Genomic DNA, 18,436 nt, shown 5'->3' with positions numbered 1-18,436 from the left:
GCGCAGCACATAGACTGCGGATGAGAGCAAAGTGGGCATTACGGACAGTGTTTCCCGCGGAATCGCACGCCTGGGGGCAGAGCTGCCAGCAGGGTCGCCGCGACGCGAGGCCGGGTAGGACCGGTCGCCGTGGAGTTACGGGACGCGCTGTCGACACCAGCCTTCTCGACGCCTTGGCGGGCGGCCCGCCCGTCGCCCAGGTCCCCGTTCCGAGGGAGTGATGACATGAGGAATCGCCCACCCCGCGCAGCCCCGGTGCGCAGCGTCGAGAGCCCCGCGATCAGTCGCCGCCGACTGTTCGGCGCCGGGGCTCTGGCGGCCTCCACGCTCACCGTGGCGGGGTGCTCCACGCCGCTGGCAGCGGGCCTCCTCGGCACCCAGCTGGACCCGGAGGTCATCGTCTACTGGAACCTCTTCGGAGGTGGCGACGGTGTGCGTATGCAGGACATGGAAACGGCCTACCGCGAGGAGTACGGAGAAAGCTCACTGCAGGCGACCACTCTGACCTGGGGCAACCCGTACTACTCGAAGCTGACCCTTGCCACGGTCGGCAATCAGCCGCCGGATGTGGCGGTCGCCCACCTCACGCGCGCCAAGCCGCTCTGGACCGGCGGGATCCTCGATCCGATCACCGAGAAGGACCTCGCCGGCGTCGGCCTCACGACGGAGGACTTCAACGCTCAGGCCTGGAAAGCCCAGGTCACGGACGGTCAGAACATTGCCATCCCGCTGGACACTCACCCGTTCACCTTGTTCTACAACAAGGAGGTGTGCGATCAGGCGGGCCTGCTCGACGCGGACGGACTGCTCGTCGACCTCACCGGGATGGACGCCTTCGAAGCGGCCCTGGCCGAGATCAGCGCTGTCACCGAGGGGCTCGCGATCACCGTCGCCAACGTCGCGGAGACCTCCACCCCGTGGCGATTCTTCTGGACCCTGTACAACCAGCTCGACGCGGCGACGCCGTTCCTCGAGGACGACGGGGCGACCATCAGCGTCGACGAGGAGTCCTTCCTCGAGGTGATGGGGAGGATCCAGAGCTGGGTCGACCAGGGGTGGCTCAACAGCGCTCTCGACTACGCGACCTCGCAGACCACGATGTTCACCGGAGGCTCCGGTTTCTATCTGCAGGGCGAATGGGAGATCTCCACCGCGCAGTCGATCGACGGGCTCGAGTTCGGGATGGCCCCGATCCCTCAGCTCTACGACAGGCAGGCCGTCCAGGCCGATTCCCACACGTTCATCCTTCCGCGCAAGGACCGCTCTCCGGAGCAGCGCCAGCAGGCGATGGAGTTCATCAAGGCGATGCTGGAGCAGAGCTTCACCTGGGCCGAGGGTGGGCACGTCCCCTCCTACATGCCCGCCTTCGAGAGCGCCGAGTACCAGGCCCTCGAGCCGCAGAAGTACTACGCGGCGTCCGCCGACTATGCGGTCTACGACGACCCGGCCTGGTACGGCGGATCGGGGTCGACCTTCGAGTCGACCGTCGGTGCCCAGCTCGGACTCGTCCAGCAGGGTGTGCTCACTCCGGAGCAGGCGCTGCAGGCGATCAGGGCGCAGCTCGAGATCTACACCTCGACGCCCAGCCCCCTCTGATCCGGAAGGAACTCCTCATGACGACGACGTCCTCCGCCGTTCCCCGATCCGTGGATACCTCGCAGCCCCGGCTCCGAGGAGGCGCCGTGCGGCATCGGACCCCGCAGGCGTGGCTCTTCCTCACCCCGTTCGTGGTCTTCTACGTGGCCTTCATGATCGGGCCGACGGTGTGGATGTTCTTCGCGAGCTTCTTCCACACCTCGACCGTGCACAGCGGGCTGGGGCCCTTCGCGGGCCTGGACAACTATCTCGAGATGTTCGGCCGGGCCGACTTCTGGTCGGCGCTCTGGCACACGCTCCAGTTCACGCTCTATACGGTGCCACCGCTGGTCATCCTCTCCTTCGTCATGGCCGTGCTGACCAACCGGGTCGCCCGCGGCCAATGGTTCTTCCGTCTGGCCTTCTTCCTGCCGTTCATCCTGCCCTCGGCGACGATCTCCCTGATCTGGGTCTTCGTCTTCACCCCCTCGACGGGCCTGTGGTCGCTGCCCGCCCGGATGGTGGGCCTGGAGCCCGGTGCCGGCATCCTCTCTGACCCGAGCACCGCGATGATCGGTATCGCGATCGCCACGATCTGGTGGACCATCGGGTTCAACTTCGTCCTCTTCCTGGCGGGCCTGCAGGACATCCCGCGGGAGCTGTACGAGGCCGCCGCGGTCGACGGGGCCACGCCCTGGCAGCAGATCGTCCGGCTGACCGTGCCCCTGCTGAACCGCACCACGGGCCTGGTGATCCTGCTCCAGATCATCGCCAGCCTGAAAATCTTCGACCAGGTCTATCTGATGACCGAGGGAGGTCCAGGCATCTCGACGCAGGTGGCTCTCGGCCTCATCACGGACACGGCCTTCACCAGCAACCGGATCGGCGCGGCCTCGGCGGCCTCGGTCCTGCTGTTCCTGATCATCCTGGTGATCGCCATCATCCAGCAGGTCGTCTCCCGGGTCGGCACCGCGCGCGAGGAAGGCTCCTGACATGACTGCCATCGATAGCCGCACCCGACGCCGCAATGGGGTCTCCGCCGCCGCCCCGGCCGCACCCACCACTCCGGTCCGGGGTGGCGGGCGCTCCTTCCACGTCATCTCGCTGGTGATCCTCGTGGTGCTTGCGATCCTGTGGCTGATCCCCAGCGTGTTCGCGGTGAAGACCTCGTTGACGGCCAATGGTGTCGCCGCCCTCGGCGCGCAGGAGATCCTCACCGAGATGCGTCCGACGCTCGAGTCGTACCTGACGCTGATGAGACAGGGCGACATCTGGAACTGGTATCTCTCCAGCTTCCTGACCTCGATCATCACCGCAGTACTGACCCTGCTGTTCGCGTCGATGGCCGCTTTCGCCCTCTCGCGGCTGAGGTTCCGCGGGCGGTCACTGGTCTACCTGCTGGTCATCATCGGTCTGATGATCCCCAGCCAGGTGCTGATCGTCCCGCTCTTCGAGGAGCTGCGCATCCTGCAGCTGCTGAACACCTACTGGGCCGTGATCCTCCCGCAGGTCCCCTCCGTCATCGCCGTGTTCATCTTCAAGAAGTTCTTCGACGGGGTTCCCAAGGAGCTCGAGGAGGCCGCGCGGGTGGACGGTGCCGGACTGTGGCGGATCTACTGGTCGGTGATCATGCCGCTCTCCCGTCCCGTCACCGCGGCCGTGGCGATCCTGACCTTCGTGTGGACGTGGAACAACCTGCTGCTGCCACTGTTCGTCCTGTCCAACCCGGCCCTGATGACGATCCCCGTCGGCCTCGCCACGGTGCAGGGCACCTTCGGGCTGCGCTACGCGGATATCCAGGCCGGCGCGATCCTCGCCGCCCTTCCGCTGGTCGTGCTGTACATGTTCTTCCAGCGTCAGATCGTCGAAGGGGTGACCGGTTCCGGCCTGAAGGGCTGAGCGACGTCCGATGACGTCCCCGGTGCCCGCGCAGTACGCGCAGGGAGCCGGGGGCGTCATCTGCGCGCCACGGTGCCGGTACTGCCGTGACCTCGCTGACTTTTCGCGATCACAGGAAGCTGTGACCTGCCTGAACGATGAGGAATGGCTCGATCCGTGCCGGCGCTGCCCGCCTCGCCGCAGAGTGTTGACGCCCACATTGCAACGATGTAAATTCAGGGCTCGCGTACGAAGTCTGTCGGGCTGACGGTTGCGCACGGCATCTGCCGTGGCGGCTGCGCCCCACCACGAAGAGGTGGACGGAATGATGCTTAGTTCTTCTCGCGCCGGGGCCGCAGGGTCCCGGCCGGCTTCCCCGAGGAATCGCCCGGGGAGCGCTCATGCGGGTGGTCGCGTGGTCGGCCGTCGCGCACTGATGCAGGGCGCCGGCGCCCTGGGAGCCCTCGGAGGCCTGGGGGCGCTGGCAGGATGCGGCGGCACGGCCGCTCGGGCGTCCGACGACATCGCTTTCTGGCACCTGCTCTCCGGGCCCGACGGCGTGACCATGGGCGAGATGCTCGACGGGTACATGGCCACCGAAGGTGCCTCGAGCGTCACCCAGACCGTGCTGGCCTGGGGGGCGCCGTACTACACGAAGCTCGCCATGGCCTCGGCGGGCGGCCGCGCACCGGACCTCGCGGTCATGCACGCCGCTCGCGTACCCGGCTACGCCCCCGGCGGCCTGCTCGACGAATGGGACCTCGACCTGTTCGGCGAGTTCGGGGTGGTGAAGGAGGACTTCCCCGACCTGATCTGGGACAAGATGGTGGTCGACGGGAAGCTCACCGCGATCGCCCTGGACTCCCACCCCTTCGTCCTCTACTACAACACCGAGATCGCCGAGGCCGCCGGGGTCCTCGGCAGCGACGGCCTGCTGCTGCCCACCGACAACCCCGAGGACTTCCGCGCACTCGCCCTCGAGCTCGGGGCCAATGCACCCACCGGGTACGGGCTGTCCTGGGGATACCTCGGGGACGGCTCGAACCAGTGGCGCATGTTCTCCACCTACTACGCGCAGCTCGGGGGCACGATCGATCTGCCCGTCGGCGGCGAGATGGAGTACCAGGAAGAGCTCGTCATCGAGACGATCGAATGGATCCTCTCCCTCATCGACGGCGACGTGGGCAACCCCGGGCACGACGGCGGCACCGCGATCTCCGAGTTCGCCACCGGCGGCGCCGGCGCCTTCTACGGAGGCGTCTGGGAATCCGGCAGTTTCCGCAATGAAGGCGTGCCCTTCGACATGACGGTGATCCCGGGGGTCCTGGGGGAGCCCACCGCCTACGCGGACTCCCACGCCTTCGTACTCCCGCACCAGATGTCCCCCGACGAGGATCGCCGCCGCAACGTGCACGCGGCGGTGGCCTACCTGCTGAAGAACTCGATCACCTGGGCCGGTGCGGGGCACATCCCCGCCTACTCCCCGGTCGTCGAGGACCCGAGCTACGACGACCTGATCCCGCAGTCCCACTACGCCGACGCGATCGATCATCTCGTCTACGACCCACGGGCCTGGTTCACCGGCTCGGGCAGCGACTTCCACACCTATTTCGGCAACGACATGCAGAACGTCTGGGCGAGGCGCACCGACCCCCTCGAGGGCTGGAACGCGTTCGTCACCCGGGTGAACGCGCTGCTGCTCAAGCCCACCCCGATGTGATCGCCATGCGACACCGGAACCCCGCGCCCGCCGTGCCCCGCACGACCACGGCGACCACCGCGCCCCTCACGCCTGTCGTGAATCCCGTGCAGCCTTGTCCGTCCGTCGAAGGAGACGACCGATGACCACCGCCGAAGGCCTCGCCGCCCCGCCCCGGGCCGCCACTGGCGCAGCCGACCATCTCGCCGCCGGGCGCTCCCGTCGGCGCCGCAGCGACAACCTGCGCGGATGGCTCTACTGCGCCCCGTTCCTGATCGCCTTCGGCCTGTTCCTCATCTGGCCGACCTTCTACGGGCTGTGGATGAGCTTCACCGGCACCAGCCTCGCCGGCACGAACACCGGCTTCGTGGGCCTGGCGAACTGGAAGGAGGCCCTCGGGGATCCGCAGGTGTGGAGCTCGCTGGCCAATACCGCCTGGTTCACCCTCCTCTCGACTATCCCGCTGGTGGTCGTCGCCATGGTGCTCGCCGTGCTGGTGAACATCGGCCTTCCCGGCCAGTGGTTCTGGCGGCTCTCGTTCTTCATGCCGTTCCTGCTCGCCTCGACCGTGGTCTCGCAGTTCTGGATCTGGATGTACAACCCGCAGCTGGGGCTGATCAACACGTTCCTGGGCTGGTTCGGCATCGAGGGACTCGCGTGGCTGCAGGACCCGAACACCGCCATGATCGCCGTGGTCGTCACCACCGTGTGGTGGACCGTCGGCTTCAACTTCCTGCTCTACCTGGCGGCACTGCAGAACATCCCCGACCAGCTCTACGAGGCGGCATCGCTCGATGGTGCCGGCGCCTGGCGGAAGTTCCGCGCGATCACCCTGCCGCAGCTCGCGCCCACGACGGTGCTGGTGCTCGTCCTCCAGCTGCTGGCATCGCTGAAGGTCTTCGACCAGATCTACCAGATGACCAATGGCGGCCCCGGCGGCACGACCCGCCCGATCCTGCTCTACATCTATGAGGCCGGGTTCACCGGGTACCGCCTGGGCTACGCCTCGGCGATCTCCTACATCTTCTTCTTCCTGATCATCATCATCTCGATCGCATACATGGTGATCTCGTCCCGACGGAGCGTGAAGGCATGAGCATCGCGAACCCCACCACCTCGACCCTGAGCCCCGCTGTCCCGGCGGTGAAGGCTCCCGCGCGGAGCACCTCCACGCGGCGTCGTCGCCGCCCCACGCCGGCTCGCATCGTCGCCTTCGTGATCCTCGCGGTCCTGGCCCTGGCGTGGCTGATCCCGGTGCTGTGGGCCGTGCTGACCTCGTTCAAGACCGAGGCCGAGGCGGCCGCCCTGCCGGTGACGCTGTTCCCCGCGAGCGGCTTCACCCTGGAGGCGTATGTCAACGTCCTCACCGAGGGACTGGTGCCGCGCTGGGCGTGGAACAGTCTGCTCACCTCGGCCCTGGTCACCGTGATCACGGTGACGATCTCGGCGCTCGCCGGCTACGCCCTCTCGCGCTTGAAGTTCGCGGGGCGCCAGATGCTGATCACGCTGATCGTCGCGTCGATCATGATCCCGGGCCAGATCCTCATCGTCCCGCTGTTCAACCTGATGCTCTCGCTGAACCTGGTGGACACGTACTGGGGCATCATCCTGCCGCAGGTGGTCGCCGCTCCGATGGTGTTCATCCTCAAGAAGTTCTTCGACCAGATCCCCTTCGAGCTCGAGGAGGCCGCCCTCATGGACGGCGCGAGCAGGTTCCGGATCTTCTGGGCCATCGTGCTGCCGCTGTCCCGGCCGATCCTCGGCGCGGTCGCGATCTTCGTGTTCATCGGGGCCTGGAACAACTTCCTGTGGCCCTTCATCGTCGTCAACGACTCCAACCTGATGACGCTGCCGACAGGCCTGCAGACCGTGATCAGCGCCTACGGCATCCAGTACGCGCAGAGCATGGCCCAGGCCGTCCTCGCCGCGCTGCCGCTGATCGTGGTGTTCATGTTCTTCCAGCGCCAGATCATCAAGGGCATCGCCACCACCGGCATCGCCGGCACCTGAGCGCGGCGCGGCGGGCGGGGGCCCCTCGTCCGCCGCCTCGCGTCCTACCGTGCTGGGCGGGCTTCTCCGGGGTTACCGACCGGTACCCCGCGTGACTAGGCGCTTCGGGTCGTCCTCACCGCCTACTCACGCGGGGTGCACCGTCCCGGAGCCCGTGCATGGTCGGAGAATCGGGCCTCAGCGGGTGTAGGTGAGGACCCGGTGGCGCAGGCCGTTCGCGGCCTCGTGCCACCCGGCGGCGGGGTCCGTGGACGACAGAGTGAAGCCGGCCGGGATCGCGGGCGCCGTGGTGTCGCCGTCGATCTCGAGGTCGATCTCGGTGACGACCAGCAGATCCGCGCCCGCGATCGCCTCGCGGTAGACGGCGCCACCGCCGATCACCCAGATCCTCGGCCGGTCAACCGCCGACGGGCTGTGTCTCGCGGCGCGTGCGGCAGAGGCCGCGTCCTCGGAGGAAGTCGGCGCCTCGGCACCCGGAAACGCCAGTGTCTCCCGGGCGAGGCGCAAGGCATCGGGAAGGTCGCGTGCACGCACGGCACCCTCGTCGGCAAAGGCGTCGTCCCTGGTGATGACGATGTTCGTGCGCCCCGGCAGGGGTCGAAACTTCGGCGGGAACGACTGCCAGGTGCGCCGCCCCATCACGACCGGCGAGCCCTTCGTGGTGCGCTTGAAGTGCTTCAGGTCCTCCGGCAGGTGCCAGGGCATGGTGCCGTCGGCGCCGATGACGCCCCCGCTTGCCTGCGCCCAGATCAGACCGATCCGGGCCGACGGGCTGGACGATCCGTCGGAGTCGGGGTGGTCCACCATCAGACGGCCACCGGGGCTTTGATGCCCTTGTGGTGCTGGTAGTCCTCGATCTCGAAGTCCTCGAGCTCGTAGTCCAGGATCGAGTCCGGCCGGCGGGTGATCCGCAGCGTCGGGGACGGGAACGGTTCGCGCGAGAGCTGGCGGGTGACCTGCTCGTGGTGGTTGTCGTAGATGTGGCAGTCGCCGCCGGTCCACACGAAGTCGCCCACCTCGAGGTCGGTCTGCTGGGCGACCATGTGCGTCAGCAGCGCGTAGCTGGCGATGTTGAACGGCACCCCGAGGAACAGGTCGGCGCTGCGCTGGTACAGCTGGCAGGAGAGCTTGCCGTCGTGGACCTCGAACTGGAACAGCGCGTGGCAGGGCGCGAGCGCCATCTTCGGGATGTCCGCCGGATTCCAGGCCGAGACGATCAGTCGGCGGGAGTCCGGGTTCGTGCGGATCTGCTCGATGACGTCGGTGATCTGGTCGATCACGCCGCCGTCCGGGGTGGGCCAGGAGCGCCACTGCGCGCCGTAGACCGGGCCGAGGTCGCCGTTCTCGTCAGCCCACTCATCCCAGATGCTCACGCCGCGCTCCTGCAGCCAGCGCACATTGGTGTCGCCGCGCAGGAACCACAGCAACTCGAGGATGATCGAGCGGGTATGCACGCGCTTGGTGGTGATCAGCGGGAAGCCCTGGGAGAGGTCGAAGCGGATCTGCTTGCCGAACAGGCTGCGGGTGCCGGTGCCGGTGCGGTCGCCCTTGGCGTTGCCGGTCTCCATGACCTCGCGCAGCAGGTCCTCGTAGGGGGTCGGGATGGTCACCGGGGGAGCTCCTCGAGATCGGGTGCGGAGGGGGTGGTGGGGGAGTGCTGCGGGCCGGCATCGGCCGCGGTCGTGGAGTCGCGGATCACCAGCGTGTAGGGGGTGTCGACCACGCGGGGAGGCCCGTCGTACCCCTGGATTCGCTCGGCCAGGAGGTCCAGGGCGGTCGCGGCGAGAGCGTGCTTGTCCGGAGAGATGGTGGTCAGCGGGGGCGAGGTGAAGGGGGCGTCCGGGGTGTCGTCGTAGCCGATCACGGCGACGTCCTCGGGCACCCGTCGGCCCAGGCGGCGCAGGGTCGCGAGCACGCCGATCGCCAGATCGTCATTGCCGCAGACGATCCCGTCCACGTCCGGGCGGCGAGCGAACAGCGCTTCGGCGCCGGCGAAGCCGTCGGGACGGCGCCAGTCGGCGACCGCCTGCACGTCGCCGCCGTCGGCGGGGAGCCCATGCTCGCGCAGGGCAGCGAGGTAGCCGTCCCGGCGCAGTGATCCGGAGCTGTGGGGCTGTGCGCCCTGCTCGGTGTCGATCCTGCCGATGAACGCGATCCGCCGGCGACCGGTGGTGATCAGGTGCGAGGTCTGGTCGAAGGCGGCGGAGACGTTGTCGATCCGCACGTAGTCGCTGCCCTGGGGGAGGGCCTCGGGAAGGTGCTCGCCGATGAACACGGTGGGCTGGCTGGTGCGCTCCATCCGCGCGAACAGCTTCTCCTCGAGCTGCAGGGGATTGAAGATGACGCCGTCGCCCAGAACGCGGTTGAACCCCTCGAGCACGGTGCGCTCGGCCTCGCGGCCGCCGGAGATGGAATGCAGGACGACGGTCTGGCCGCGCAGCTGGGCCTCGTCGATGAACTCCTGCGCGAGATCCGAGAAGTAGGAGAAGGTCAGTGACGGCACAGCGAGGGTGACCATCTTGCTCGCGCCCGTGCGCAGCTGCTGCGCCGCAACCTGCGGGCGGTATCCCACCTGCAGGATCGCCTCGCGCACCTTCTCGCGGGTCGTGTCCCGGACGTACGGATAGTCGTTGACCACGTTCGAGACGGTCTTGATCGAGACTCCGGCGATCTCGGCGACATCGCGCAGCGACGGCGGGCGCCGGCGGCCGGTCGAGGGGTGCTGGGACATGAGGACGATTCTCGCACTGAACGGCCGCGCCGGCGGTGCAGGGTGAGGGGGATCGTGACCCGAGACCCGCGGCAGGTGAGTTCCGGCCGGGGAAGCCCAGTGGCGACGCGGTACCGGATCACGAGCAGTCATTGACGCCGCGACACTGCTGTGGAAAGCTGTTTGCAACGTTGTAGAACAGGCTTGCGCACTGCCCGCGCGGGCCGGACACCCTCCCCGACAAGGATGCCGACACCGATGTCTTCCCAGGTCACCCTCACTCTGAACTCCGCCTTCCGGGTCGCTCCGGTGCGACGCCGCACCTTCGGCGCCTTCGTCGAGCACCTCGGCCGCTGCGTCTACACCGGCATCCACGAGCCGGATCACCCCTCGGCCGACGACCAGGGCTTCCGGACCGACGTCCTCGAGCTCACCCGTGAGCTCGGTGTGAGCTCGGTGCGCTACCCGGGCGGCAACTTCGTCTCCGGATACCGCTGGGAGGACGGCGTGGGACCGCTCGAGCAGCGCCCCGTGCGCCACGACCTGGCCTGGCACTCCAGCGACCCCAACACCGTGGGCCTGGACGAGTTCATGGCCTGGGCCAAGAAGGCCGACGTCGAGCCGATGTACGCCGTGAACCTCGGCACCCGCGGGGTGCAGGAGGCGCTCGACGTGCTCGAGTACGCCAACGCCCCCGCCGGCACCGCCCTGTCGGACCAGCGCGTCGCCAATGGTCACGCCGATCCGTACAAGATCTCGATGTGGTGCCTGGGCAACGAGATGGACGGCCCTTGGCAGATCGGCCACAAGAACGCCGAGGAGTATGCGCGCGTGGCCACCGAATCCGCCCGCGCCATGCGCATGGAGGATCCGAATCTCGAGCTCATCGTGTGCGGCTCCTCCAACTCCTCGATGCCCACCTTCGGGGCCTGGGAGAACACGGTCCTGACCGAGGCCTACGAGTTCGTGGACATGGTCTCCGCCCACGCCTACTACTCGGAGAAGGATGGCGACCAGGCCTCCTTCCTCGCCTCGGCCGACGACATGGACTACTTCATCGACTCCGTCGTCGCCACCGCGGACCATGTGGGAGCCAAGCTGAAGAGCGACAAGCGGATCATGGTCAGCTTCGACGAGTGGAACATCTGGTACCAGCACCGCGCCGAGTCCCGCCCGCCCAGCGGTGACGACTGGCCGGTCGCGCCCGTGCTGCTGGAGGACATCTACTCCGCGATGGACGCCGTGGTGTTCGGCAACCTGCTGATCTCCCTGCTGCGCCACAGCGATCGCGTCGCCTCCGCCTCGCTCGCCCAGCTGGTCAACGTGATCGCCCCGATCATGACCGAGCCCGGCGGTCGCGCCTGGAAGCAGACCACCTTCCACCCCTTCGCGCTCACCTCCCGCCATGCCCAGGGCGAGGTGCTGCAGGTGAACGTCGAGGCCCCGAGTTTCGAGAACCAGCGCTTCGGTACCAGCGCTTCGGCCGACGCGGTCGCCACATGGGATGAGGACTCCGGCGACCTCACCGTGTTCGTCGTGAACCGGGATGCCTCCGGCGTGCTCGACCTCGGCGTGGATCTGAGTTCGGGCGGGTTCGGCGACCTCGAGCTCGTCGAGGCCCTCACCCTGCACCACGAGGACCCCTATGCCGCGAACACGGCCGACGCCCCGGATACCGTCGCCCCGCAGGAGAACGCGAGCGTCGCGATGACGGACGGCCGCCTCAGCGGTGAGCTGCCCGCGATCTCCTGGTCGATCATCCGCCTGACCCGCACCACCGCCTGATCGGGAGGGCCCGGGCGCGCCGCCGCCCGGGCCCAGTCCCGCTCCGCTCGTACTGCCCCGCTCGAGCCTGTCCGCTGCAGGCGGGCACCTCCGCCTGTGACCGCACCCGAGGAGACCTCATGACTGTTCCTGCCCGCACTCTCGCCACCGGACTGGTCTCAGCGCTCAGCGCGACCACCACGGGCCACCGCGCCACCGGCTCCACCGGACCGTCCAGTGCGCCGACCGACGGCCCGGCCCGTGTGGTCATCGACCTCGACCTGCCCGGCACCACCATCAACCGCCACCTCTACGGCCACTTCGCCGAGCATCTCGGCCGCTGCATCTACGAGGGATTCTTCGTCGGCGAGGACTCCGAGATCCCCAACACCCGCGGGATCCGCAACGATGTGGTCGAGGCGCTGCGCGCCCTGCACATCCCGAACCTGCGCTGGCCCGGCGGCTGCTTCGCCGACGACTACCACTGGAAGGACGGCATCGGGCCGCGCGAGCAGCGCCCCCGGATGGTCAACTCCCACTGGGGTGACATCGTCGAGGACAACTCCTTCGGCACCCACGAGTTCATGGACCTCGTCGAACTGCTCGGCACCGAGGCCTACGTCAACGGCAACGTCGGCTCCGGCACGGTCGCCGAGATGAGCCAGTGGATCGAGTACCTCACCCGCGCCGACGACTCACCGATGGCGTCCCTGCGCCGACAGAACGGCCGTGACGAGCCGTGGAAGGTGCCGTTCTTCGGCATCGGCAACGAGGCCTGGGGCTGCGGCGGCAACATGCGGGCCGAGGACTACGCGGCGCTGGCCCGTCAGTACTCCACCTATGTGCGTGACCAGGGCGGGGACCCGGGGAACCAGGTCACTCGCATCGCGGCCGGCGCCAGCGACGACGACTACGCGTGGACCGAGGCGCTGATGAAGGCGATCGGCACCCTCAAGGGACGCGAGTCCAAGCCCTCGCCGTTCCAGGCGATCTCCCTGCACCATTACACGATGTCCGGGCCCTGGGGCGACAAGGGCAGCGCCACCGACTTCACCCCGCAGGAGTGGTACCTGACGCTCTCCCGGGCCGCCCGCACCGAGGAGCTGGTGGCACGCCACTCCACCGTCATGGACCGCTATGACCCGTTCAAGAAGGTGGGCCTGGTCCTGGACGAGTGGGGCACCTGGTGGAACGTCGAGCCCGGCACCAACCCCGGCTTCCTGTACCAGCAGAACACGGTGCGTGACGCCCTGGTGGCCTCGATCCACTTCGACGGCTTCCACCGCCATGCGGACCGCCTGGTCATGGCGAACATCGCCCAGACCGTCAACGTCCTGCAGGCGATGATCCTCACCGATCCCGACTCCGGCGCCCTGGTGCTGACCCCGACCTACCACGTGTTCGCGATGAACGCCGGGCACCAGGATGCCTCAGCGCTGGACGCGCACGTGCTGCTGCCCGAGGAGCCCGCTGAGGTCGACGGCCGCGCGCTGCCGATGATCTCCGCCTCGGCCTCCACGACGGGCGGGACAGCGCTGGTCTCCCTGTCGAACCTCGACGTCGAGCAGGCCCGCACGCTCGTACTGGACCTGCGCGGGCGCTCCGTCACCGGGCACAGCGCCCGAGTGCTGACCGGCGAGACCTCGGCCGCGCACAACACGCCCGAGCAGCCCGACGCGGTCGCGCCGCGCGCCCTGGAGTCGGTGCGTGACCATGAACGGGGCCTCGAGATCGACCTGCCGCCGCACAGCGTCGTCACCGTCGAGCTGCAGCTGGGCGACTGACGCCGTAGGCCTCGCTGACGGGCGGCCGGGGTGGCTCAGGTGGAGACGTGCTGGCCGCGCATCGCCTGAAGCTGCCGCCGCGGGCATCCGACGGAGTTCCTCGACGAAAACTTCCAAAATTTGGAAGTTCTCGTCGAGGAACTTCTGGTTGGACCGAACTTGGCGAGGGTGGCTGGGGGCGGCGGGGCAGGCGGACGCACGGAGCCAGGCGAGCCGGGCGGGCGAGGCCCGGCGAGCCGGGCGAGGTGGACGGGGTCAGGCCGGCCGGGTGTGGTGTGCCGCGGACGGACCGCGGCCCGAGCGGAGCCGACACCGTTATCAACCAAGGGGTTGACGACGCGTCGGGCCGGGAGTAGCGTCCCCTTTATCAACCAATCAGTTGAGAAGGGAGTGAATGGACGACGACGACAACGCCGACACAGCACTGCAGGACACGACGATGGAGGGCGACACCCTGTCGAGGGCCTTCGCGGCCCTCGCCGACCCCACCCGGCGCGACCTCGTCTCCCGCCTCACCCTCGGTGATGCCACGGTCGGCGAGCTCGCCGCCCCCTACGAGATGTCCCTGCAGGCCGTGAGCAAGCATCTCGCAGTCCTCGAGGCCGCCGGCCTCGTCACCCGCCGACGCGACGCCCAACGTCGCCCCGTGCATCTCGAGGTCGAGGCGCTCGGGGGGCTGACCACCTGGATCGACCGACACCGGATCGCCGCCGAGGCCCGCATGTCCCGCCTCGAGGCACTTCTGACCACGCCAGGCACCACCGATTCACAGGAGAAATCGTCATGAGCACCACCGACCGCCTCACCACCGCCACCATCGACGCCGATCCTGAGGTCCCCCTGATCCGCATCGTCCGGGACTTCCAGGCCACCCCTGCCCAGGTGCTCCGCGCCCACACCGATCCCGAGCTGTATGCCCAGTGGGTCGGCCCGAAGAGCCTCTCCACCCGCATCGACCACTGGGATGCCCGCACCGGAGGGTCCTGGGCCTTCACCAATATCCGGGGGGACGAGCGATACTCCTTCCACGGGAGCTTCCACGAGGTCTCCGAGAGTCGCATCGTCCAGACCTTCACCTATGAAGGGTGGCCGGAGGCCGTCACCCTGGAGACCCTGCGCCTCGAGGATCTCGGCGACGGGTGGACCAGGATGAGCTCCCAGTCGCTCTTCGACTCCTTCGAGGGGCGCAATCAGATGCTCGACAGCGGGATGGACGTCGGCGTCAACGAGGGCTACGAGAAGCTCGATGCCCTCCTCGCCGCCGGCGGCTCCGCGCAGGAGGAGAACTCCTGATGGGTACGCCCCTGTCTCAGCTGCCGCCGGCGGAGAAGTACCGCACGATCGCCTCCGGCTTCACCGCGACCGTCGGGGGAGTCGCCGACTGGGATGCCCCCAGCCCGGTCGCGGAGTGGCGCGCCCGCGACGTCGTGAGGCACCTGACCACCTGGCTGCCGGCGATGATCCAGGGCGGGTCGACCTTCCGCTTCGAGGAGGGCCCGTCGGCCGAGCAGGACCCCGTCGGGGCGTGGACCCATCTCGACAGTCAGATCCACGCGCTCTTCGAGGACCCGGATGCCGACCGGCATCTCCACTCGAATCCGCATACGGGTCAGGACAGGCCCCTGCCCGAGGTGATCGACGAGTTCTTCACCGGGGACGTCTTCTTCCACACCTGGGACCTCGCCCGCTCCTCCGGCCAGGACGACCGTCTCGATCCCGGCATGGTCCACGATGCCTTCACCGGGATGAGTGCCATGGAGGAGTACCTGCGCCCGTCCGGCCAGTTCGGGCAGCAGCAGCCCGTCCCGGACGACGCCACCGAGCAGGAGAAGCTGTTCGCCTTCCTCGGTCGCGACCCGCGGTGGACTCCGCCGGCGACCTGAGCCCGATCGCAGTGCACGACGAGGCCCCGACCAGGATCTGCCCTGGTCGGGGCCTCGCGGGGCACCTGGTCAGATCAGGGCAGTGCGGGCTCCTCGGCGGCATGCGCCTGCTGTGTGCGCGCGGGTCCGTCGGTCGGCTCGGCCGACGGGGCCGATGTCTCCGCCTCCTCTGCCGCGAGCTGCTTCGGGGTGCCGCGCTTGATGAACAGCGTCACGACGGCGGCGCCCAGCCCGGCCGCCGCACCGAGGGCGAAGCAGACCTTGAACGCGGTGACCGTGGGCAGCTCCATGCCGCCCGCGCTCGTCGTGATCGAGGTGAGCACGATAGCCATCACAGCGCCCGCGATCGTGGTGCCCATGGACCGCATCAGCGCGTTCACGCCCACGCCGGCGCCGGCTTCCGAGGCGGGGGAGTTCTCCATGATCAGGGTGGGCATGGCGGCGTAGGCGATGCCCACGCCGGCCGAGGAGATGCAGGAGGCGAGCATGAGCTGCCAGGGCGCATCGGTGAGGAAGAACGCGACGAGGTAGCCGCTGGCCAGCACGAACATGCCGGTGGCCAGGGTGATGCGCCCGCCCAGGCGGGTGAGCATGCGGCTGGAGATCGGGGTGAAGGCCAGCATCATCAGGCCGGCCGGAGCCATCCAGAGCCCGGCCTGCAGCATCGTCTGCCCGAGGCCGTAGCCCGTGGCGTCGGGCGCCTGCAGCAGCTGGGGAACCACGATCGACTGCGCCATCATGCCGAAGCCGGCCATCAGGGCTGCGATGTTGGTCAGCAGGATCGGTCGCCGGGCGGAGGTGCGCAGATCCACCAGGGGATTCTTCTGCCCGATCTCGAAGCGGCCCCATAGCAGCAGCACAGCGATGCCGCCGAGGATCGCGCCGAGAGTCGCGGGGCTGGTCCAGCCCCAGTCGTTGCCCTTGGAGACACCGACCAGCAGGGCGACCACGCCGACCGCCATGCCCAGGGCGCCGATCACATCGAGCTTCCCGGACTGCGCCGCGGGGCGATGCGGCATCACCACGACGGTCGCGACGACCATGATCACCGCGAGTACGGAGGCCAGCCAGAACAGGGCGTGCCAATCGTAGGACTGCGCGATCCAGGCGGCGATCGGCAGGCCGAGCGCACCGCCCACGCCGAGGGTGGCGCTGATGCCGGCGACGGCCGTGTTGCGCAGATGCGGGGGCATCACCTCGCGCACGAAGCTGATCGCGACCGGGATGTATCCCATGGCGAAGCCCTGCAGTGCGCGGCCCACGAGGACCGGGGCCAGGGAGTCCCCGAGGGCGCAGATCAGCGAGCCCAGCAGCAGGATCAGCGCCGAGACCACCAGCACGGGCTTGCGGCCGTAGAGGTCCGCGAGCTTGCCGGAGACGGGCATGGCGACGCCGCCGGCGAGCAGGGTCGCGGTGACCACCCAGGCGGCGTTGGAGCCGGAGGTGCCGAGCATCTCGGGCAGCGCGGGCTGGATCGGGATCACGAGCGACTGCATGAGGGCGGCGCACAGGCTGGAGAAGCCGGCCACGAGGAGGATCGCGATCGGATGGCGGGCAGTGCCGCGGGCTCCCGCGACGTCGGTATCTCTGGGCATCAGCACTCTCTGGAGCAGGTCGGGCAGTAGGATATGTAAGATACACATCGCTTCGATATGCAGATTACATAGCGACCGTCGGGCCCACAACCCGGTGAGACGGAGGGAACGAGATGGACGAACACACCACCGGCGACGCCCTGGCGTCGCACGAGCGGGGCAGGCACTTGGCCGGGATGTTCTGGATGCTCGACCGGCACCGCCGCGACCACGAGCAGGCGCTATCGCTGGGGACCGCGGATCTGCGCATCCTCTGGCTGTTCTCCGACAACACGCCGCGCACCCTCAAGGAGGTCGCCCATGAGCTCGGTCTCGAGCAGTCCACCGTCAACCGCCAGGTGAACGCCGCGGTCTCCGACGGGCTGCTGGAGCGGAACCGGGAGGCGGGCGAGACCGCGTACCGCTTCGCGCGCACCGCCGCCGGGCGCGACGCCTTCGAGGCGGACCTCGCGATCTCCCTGGGCGGCTACGAAGCCGCACTGGAATCGATGGGCGCGGACGACGCGGCGACGTTCCTGCAGCTGCTGGACCGCTACCTGGGCGCCTATGGAGCCGCCGTACCGCGCGCCGGCTCCCGCTGAACGGCGCGGTCACGACTCCGCGTTCTGCTCTCCGGATCCCACGTGGTGGACAGGGTGCCCCATATCACCACGTGGGAAGCAAACGCGCCTAGGCTTTCCGGATGTTCTCGAACCTGTCGGCCGGTGCACTCGGCCTCCCCCTGGACCACTCCACCTCGATCGAACTCGCCGCGAAGCACGGCTTCGGCGGCGTCGACCCCGACCTCGGCTACTTCCGCTCCCTCGGCAGCACTGCCGCGGTCGCCGAGCACGCCGCCGCCGTGCGCGAGCGCGGCCTGCAGTGGGGCATGACCGGCCTTCCCGTCCCGCTCGACGGCTCCGCCGCGGAGTTCCGCCAGGCCCTCGTGGACCTCCCCGAAGCCCTCGAGCTGCTGACCGCCGCCGGTGTCGAGCGCGTGGGCACCTGGATGCGCCCGATGCACGACGATCTGGACTACTTGCGCAACTGGCGCCTGCACGTGGGCCGCCTGGCCCTGGTCGGCGAGCTGCTGGCCGACGCCGGGCTGCGCATCGGCCTGGAGTACATCGGCCCGAAGACCTTCTGGTCCACCGAGCGGTACCCGTTCATCCACAGTCTGCGCGAGGCGCGCGAGCTGATCGCCGATTCCGGGGCCACCAACGTCGGCCTCATCCTGGACAGCTACCACTGGTACACCGCCGGCGAGAGCGCCGCGGACCTGGTCGGCCTCACCGACGCCGACATCGTCTCGGTCGACATCAACGACGCCCGCGAGGACCGCGAGCGCGACCAGCAGCAGGACCTCGACCGTCGCCTGCCCTACGACACCGGGGTCATCGACCTGGCCGGGTTCATGGGCGCCGTCCACGCCGCGGGCTACACCGGCCCGGTGAAGGTCGAGCCCTTCATGAAGTCCCTCGCCGAGCAGCCGGTCGACGAGGTCCTCGCCGACATCTCCAGCCGCCTGGATCGCGCCGTCGCCGGGCAGTGACCCCGCT

At 68.7% G+C, this 18,436-nt stretch carries 17 protein-coding genes; 13 read left to right on the top strand and 4 right to left on the bottom strand.

Annotated features, from left to right (window positions below; genetic code table 11):
• The first annotated feature begins 225 nt into the window (after positions 1-225).
• The 6 genes from INT51_RS02415 (at position 226) to INT51_RS02390 (ending at position 7,162) form a co-directional block, all read left to right on the top strand.
• On the top strand, positions 226-1,596 hold the full coding sequence (locus INT51_RS02415; RefSeq protein WP_193103609.1) for an extracellular solute-binding protein: 1,371 nt from the start codon (positions 226-228) through the stop codon (positions 1,594-1,596).
• Between the two features lie 17 nt (positions 1,597-1,613).
• Positions 1,614-2,567, top strand: coding sequence for a carbohydrate ABC transporter permease (locus tag INT51_RS02410; RefSeq protein ID WP_193103608.1), 954 nt, complete (start codon positions 1,614-1,616; stop codon positions 2,565-2,567).
• 1 nt (position 2,568) lies between these two features.
• Positions 2,569-3,474 (top strand): carbohydrate ABC transporter permease, encoded by a 906-nt coding sequence (locus tag INT51_RS02405; RefSeq protein WP_193103607.1) that lies wholly within the window; start codon positions 2,569-2,571, stop codon positions 3,472-3,474.
• Positions 3,475-3,889: 415 nt separating this feature from the next.
• On the top strand, positions 3,890-5,173 hold the full coding sequence (locus INT51_RS02400) for an extracellular solute-binding protein (RefSeq protein ID WP_193103845.1): 1,284 nt from the start codon (positions 3,890-3,892) through the stop codon (positions 5,171-5,173).
• Positions 5,174-5,294: 121 nt separating this feature from the next.
• On the top strand, positions 5,295-6,248 hold the full coding sequence (locus INT51_RS02395; RefSeq protein ID WP_193103606.1) for a carbohydrate ABC transporter permease: 954 nt from the start codon (positions 5,295-5,297) through the stop codon (positions 6,246-6,248).
• Positions 6,245-7,162, top strand: a complete 918-nt coding sequence (locus tag INT51_RS02390; protein ID WP_193103605.1) for a carbohydrate ABC transporter permease — start codon at positions 6,245-6,247, stop codon at positions 7,160-7,162. The genes INT51_RS02395 and INT51_RS02390 overlap by 4 nt, the downstream gene beginning before the upstream one ends.
• Before the next feature lie 177 nt (positions 7,163-7,339).
• On the opposite strand, the gene INT51_RS02385 is transcribed toward INT51_RS02390, so the two are convergent.
• Genes INT51_RS02385 through INT51_RS02375 form a run of 3 tightly spaced genes read right to left on the bottom strand, consistent with a single transcriptional unit; the run spans position 7,340 to position 9,893 of the window.
• The gene (locus INT51_RS02385; RefSeq protein ID WP_193103604.1) at positions 7,340-7,969 is read right to left on the bottom strand and encodes a dihydrofolate reductase; all 630 of its coding nucleotides are present in this window, start codon (positions 7,967-7,969) and stop codon (positions 7,340-7,342) included.
• Complete coding sequence (locus INT51_RS02380; RefSeq protein ID WP_193103603.1) at positions 7,969-8,772, bottom strand: thymidylate synthase; 804 nt, start codon at positions 8,770-8,772, stop codon at positions 7,969-7,971. The genes INT51_RS02385 and INT51_RS02380 overlap by 1 nt, the downstream gene beginning before the upstream one ends.
• Positions 8,769-9,893: a LacI family DNA-binding transcriptional regulator gene (locus INT51_RS02375; RefSeq protein ID WP_193103602.1), complete on the bottom strand. Its 1,125-nt coding sequence runs from the start codon at positions 9,891-9,893 to the stop codon at positions 8,769-8,771. Before INT51_RS02375 ends, INT51_RS02380 begins: the two co-directional genes overlap by 4 nt.
• 237 nt (positions 9,894-10,130) lie before the next feature.
• On the opposite strand from INT51_RS02375, the gene INT51_RS02370 reads away from it, so the two are divergent.
• The 5 genes from INT51_RS02370 (at position 10,131) to INT51_RS02350 (ending at position 15,303) form a co-directional block, all read left to right on the top strand.
• On the top strand, positions 10,131-11,657 hold the full coding sequence (locus INT51_RS02370; protein WP_193103601.1) for an alpha-N-arabinofuranosidase: 1,527 nt from the start codon (positions 10,131-10,133) through the stop codon (positions 11,655-11,657).
• Positions 11,658-11,776: 119 nt separating this feature from the next.
• A complete protein-coding gene (locus tag INT51_RS02365) occupies positions 11,777-13,420 on the top strand; it encodes an alpha-N-arabinofuranosidase (protein WP_193103600.1) in 1,644 nt (547 codons plus the stop codon).
• A 394-nt stretch (positions 13,421-13,814) separates the two neighbouring features.
• Positions 13,815-14,207 carry a helix-turn-helix transcriptional regulator gene (locus tag INT51_RS02360; protein ID WP_226831888.1) on the top strand — a complete coding sequence of 131 codons (393 nt, stop codon included), beginning with the start codon at positions 13,815-13,817 and terminating at the stop codon, positions 14,205-14,207.
• Entirely contained in the window at positions 14,204-14,713 is a 510-nt protein-coding gene (locus INT51_RS02355; protein ID WP_193103599.1) for an SRPBCC family protein, read from the top strand. The genes INT51_RS02360 and INT51_RS02355 overlap by 4 nt, the downstream gene beginning before the upstream one ends.
• Positions 14,713-15,303: a TIGR03086 family protein gene (locus INT51_RS02350; protein WP_193103598.1), complete on the top strand. Its 591-nt coding sequence runs from the start codon at positions 14,713-14,715 to the stop codon at positions 15,301-15,303. The genes INT51_RS02355 and INT51_RS02350 overlap by 1 nt, the downstream gene beginning before the upstream one ends.
• Before the next feature lie 74 nt (positions 15,304-15,377).
• Here the strand turns inward: INT51_RS02350 and INT51_RS02345 are convergent, their stop codons facing one another.
• Entirely contained in the window at positions 15,378-16,898 is a 1,521-nt protein-coding gene (locus tag INT51_RS02345) for an MFS transporter (protein WP_193103597.1), read from the bottom strand.
• 113 nt (positions 16,899-17,011) lie between these two features.
• Between INT51_RS02345 and INT51_RS02340 the strand changes: the two genes are divergently transcribed.
• Positions 17,012-17,479 (top strand): MarR family winged helix-turn-helix transcriptional regulator, encoded by a 468-nt coding sequence (locus INT51_RS02340; protein ID WP_193103596.1) that lies wholly within the window; start codon positions 17,012-17,014, stop codon positions 17,477-17,479.
• A gap of 101 nt (positions 17,480-17,580) precedes the next feature.
• Positions 17,581-18,429, top strand: a complete 849-nt coding sequence (locus INT51_RS02335; protein WP_193103595.1) for a sugar phosphate isomerase/epimerase — start codon at positions 17,581-17,583, stop codon at positions 18,427-18,429.
• Positions 18,430-18,436 lie beyond the last annotated feature (7 nt).

Origin of the sequence: Brachybacterium sp. FME24 (genome assembly GCF_014897705.1) — a bacterium.
Classification (GTDB): domain Bacteria; phylum Actinomycetota; class Actinomycetes; order Actinomycetales; family Dermabacteraceae; genus Brachybacterium.
This window is presented reverse-complemented; position numbering and strand designations above follow the sequence as displayed.

Excerpts from the sequence above, each read along its gene's own strand:
- INT51_RS02405 (WP_193103607.1), top strand. The coding sequence starts at position 2,569 with ATGACTGCCATCGATAGCCGCACCCGACGCCGCAATGGGGTCTCCGCC.
- INT51_RS02390 (WP_193103605.1), top strand. The coding sequence starts at position 6,245 with ATGAGCATCGCGAACCCCACCACCTCGACCCTGAGCCCCGCTGTCCCG.
- INT51_RS02395 (WP_193103606.1), top strand. The coding sequence starts at position 5,295 with ATGACCACCGCCGAAGGCCTCGCCGCCCCGCCCCGGGCCGCCACTGGC.
- INT51_RS02375 (WP_193103602.1), bottom strand. The coding sequence starts at position 9,893 with ATGTCCCAGCACCCCTCGACCGGCCGCCGGCGCCCGCCGTCGCTGCGC.
- INT51_RS02360 (WP_226831888.1), top strand. The coding sequence starts at position 13,815 with ATGGACGACGACGACAACGCCGACACAGCACTGCAGGACACGACGATG.
- INT51_RS02350 (WP_193103598.1), top strand. The coding sequence starts at position 14,713 with ATGGGTACGCCCCTGTCTCAGCTGCCGCCGGCGGAGAAGTACCGCACG.
- INT51_RS02355 (WP_193103599.1), top strand. The coding sequence starts at position 14,204 with ATGAGCACCACCGACCGCCTCACCACCGCCACCATCGACGCCGATCCT.
- INT51_RS02370 (WP_193103601.1), top strand. The coding sequence starts at position 10,131 with ATGTCTTCCCAGGTCACCCTCACTCTGAACTCCGCCTTCCGGGTCGCT.
- INT51_RS02385 (WP_193103604.1), bottom strand. The coding sequence starts at position 7,969 with ATGGTGGACCACCCCGACTCCGACGGATCGTCCAGCCCGTCGGCCCGG.
- INT51_RS02410 (WP_193103608.1), top strand. The coding sequence starts at position 1,614 with ATGACGACGACGTCCTCCGCCGTTCCCCGATCCGTGGATACCTCGCAG.
- INT51_RS02340 (WP_193103596.1), top strand. The coding sequence starts at position 17,012 with ATGGACGAACACACCACCGGCGACGCCCTGGCGTCGCACGAGCGGGGC.
- INT51_RS02365 (WP_193103600.1), top strand. The coding sequence starts at position 11,777 with ATGACTGTTCCTGCCCGCACTCTCGCCACCGGACTGGTCTCAGCGCTC.
- INT51_RS02415 (WP_193103609.1), top strand. The coding sequence starts at position 226 with ATGAGGAATCGCCCACCCCGCGCAGCCCCGGTGCGCAGCGTCGAGAGC.
- INT51_RS02400 (WP_193103845.1), top strand. The coding sequence starts at position 3,890 with ATGCAGGGCGCCGGCGCCCTGGGAGCCCTCGGAGGCCTGGGGGCGCTG.
- INT51_RS02345 (WP_193103597.1), bottom strand. The coding sequence starts at position 16,898 with ATGCCCAGAGATACCGACGTCGCGGGAGCCCGCGGCACTGCCCGCCAT.
- INT51_RS02335 (WP_193103595.1), top strand. The coding sequence starts at position 17,581 with ATGTTCTCGAACCTGTCGGCCGGTGCACTCGGCCTCCCCCTGGACCAC.